Source organism: uncultured Methanofollis sp., assembly GCF_937919355.1.
Taxonomy (GTDB): Archaea; Halobacteriota; Methanomicrobia; order Methanomicrobiales; family Methanofollaceae; genus Methanofollis.
Map to the genome: position 1 here is coordinate 1 of NZ_CALFSA010000194.1, position 2,058 is coordinate 2,058.

General features: G+C 59.9%; 1 protein-coding gene. It reads right to left on the reverse strand.

All coding sequences use genetic code 11. The annotated features are described in order from the left end of the window. Positions 1-187 precede the first annotated feature (187 nt). Positions 188-1,810, reverse strand: coding sequence for a phosphoglycerate dehydrogenase (gene serA, locus Q0520_RS09685; protein ID WP_298669448.1), 1,623 nt, complete (start codon positions 1,808-1,810; stop codon positions 188-190). Between the last annotated feature and the right edge of the window lie 248 nt (positions 1,811-2,058).

A 2,058-nucleotide genomic window follows, 5' to 3' on the forward strand; every position in this document is an offset into this window, starting at 1 on the left:
ACTCAGGACCTCCGCCATGTCAAGGCGACGTCATAGCCAGCTAGACCACGAGCCCTTCTGCGCCGGAATACTCCGACTCTCTATAGATTGAATGTGGTTTAATATAAACTTTGTTGAAGCCGGTGCATTCTGGAAGGATGGAGTGAGGGGGTGAAACGCCCCCGCGCACTCCCCTCCTCTGCCCGTTTCAGAGCTTTGCGAACTTTGCGGAGAAGATCCCGACCTTGGCGCGGATCTCGTCCATGACCGCCGCCGGGACATCGGAATCGACGTTGAGGACCATGATGGCCTCTTCGCCCGGCTTTTTCCGCCCCACCTGCATGCCGGCGATGTTGATCTCCGCCGCCCCGAGGATCGTCGAGGCCCTGCCGATCACACCGGGCTTGTCGAGGTGACGGGAGATGATGACCGAGCCCTCGGGGACCATGTCCATCGTGTAACCGCCGATGGAGGTGATCCTGATCCTGTCCTTCGAGAAGACCGTGCCGGAGACCGTCTCTTCGCCCATGTCGGTCTTCACCCTCAGGGTGATAAGGTTCTTGAAGCCGGAGGACGCCTCCGTCTTCGTCTCCGCCACCTTGATGCCCCGCTCCTTCGTCACATACTCGGCATTGACGAAGTTCACCGGTTCGCGGAGGACCGGGTCCAGGATCCCCTTGAGAGTGGCGCGGGTGATGTACCTGGTGAAGCGGTTCTGGGAGAGGTCGCCGCCGTACGTGATCTCGATCTCCCCTATCCTTCCCTCGACGAGCTGGGTGGCGAGCCTGCCCATCCTCTCGGCAAGGTAGGCGAAGGGCTCCATGAAGTCCTGCTGGTCAGGGGGGACCATCGGCACGTTCACCGCATACTTTGCAGGTTCACCGGCAAAGACGGCAAGGCACTGCTTCGCGACCGAGATCGCCACATTCTTCTGCGCCTCGACCGTGCTTGCCCCGAGGTGCGGGGTGACGATCACGCTGTCGAGGGTGAGGAGAGGCGACTCGAAGGGAGGCTCGTTCTCGAAGACGTCGAGGGCCGCCCCGGCGATCTTCCCGGATACGAGGCCGTCGTACATCGCTTTCTCGTCGATGATGCCGCCGCGGGCGCAGTTGATCAGCCTGACGCCGTCCTTCATCGTGGCGATGCGCTCGGCATTGATCAGGTGCTTCGTCTCCGGCGTCAGGGGCGTGTGCACCGTGATAAAGTCCGCGACCTTCACCAGGTCGTCGATCCCCATCAGCTCGACGCCCATCTGCGCCGCGTTCTCCTTCGTGATGAAGGGGTCGTAGCCGACGACCTTCATGTCCATCGCGATGACGCGCTTTGCGATCTCGCGGCCGATCCGGCCGAGGCCGACGATGCCGAGAGTCTTCTCGTTCAGCTCGACACCCATGAACTTCGAACGCTTCCACTCCTTCTTCTTCAGGGATGCGGTCGCCTGCGGGATGTTCCGTGCAAGGGAGAGCATCATCGCCATCGTGTGCTCGGTCGCCGCAAGGGTGTTGCCCATCGGAGCGTTCGCCACCGGGATGCCGCGGCGCGTCGCCGCCTCGGTATCGATATTGTCGACGCCGGCCCCTGCGCGCCCGATGTACTTCAGTTTTGTCCCGGCCTCGATCACTGCTGCCGTGACCTCGGTTCCGCTCCGCACAAGGATGGCGTCGTAGTCCTTGATGGCTTCGATCAACTGCTCTTCGGTCAGGTTCGTGCGGACGTCAACGTCGCACGTATCCTTTAAAATTTCAATGCCTTCTTCAGCCAGCGGGTCGCTGACAAGGACTCTGAATTTCAATGTAAACCCCAGTATATATGATGCCCTGATGGTATTCATGTCTTTTTCTCTCAGGGATGAAGGTGGCCGGGGGCGTTCGGCTTATTGAAGGAGGGTCTCATCATTTCGCCTCCCCTGCCCCGCGCAGGGAACAGATAGAGAAGGGGGAGAATCTATATGATTCGTCAGGACCACCATATATGTGGTGCGATAATGACCGAAATGCCCAACATTTTGTGGCTCTCAGAGATATCAAAGGACGATATCCCGTCCGTCGGGGGAAAGGGTGCATCCCTCGGTGAAATGAC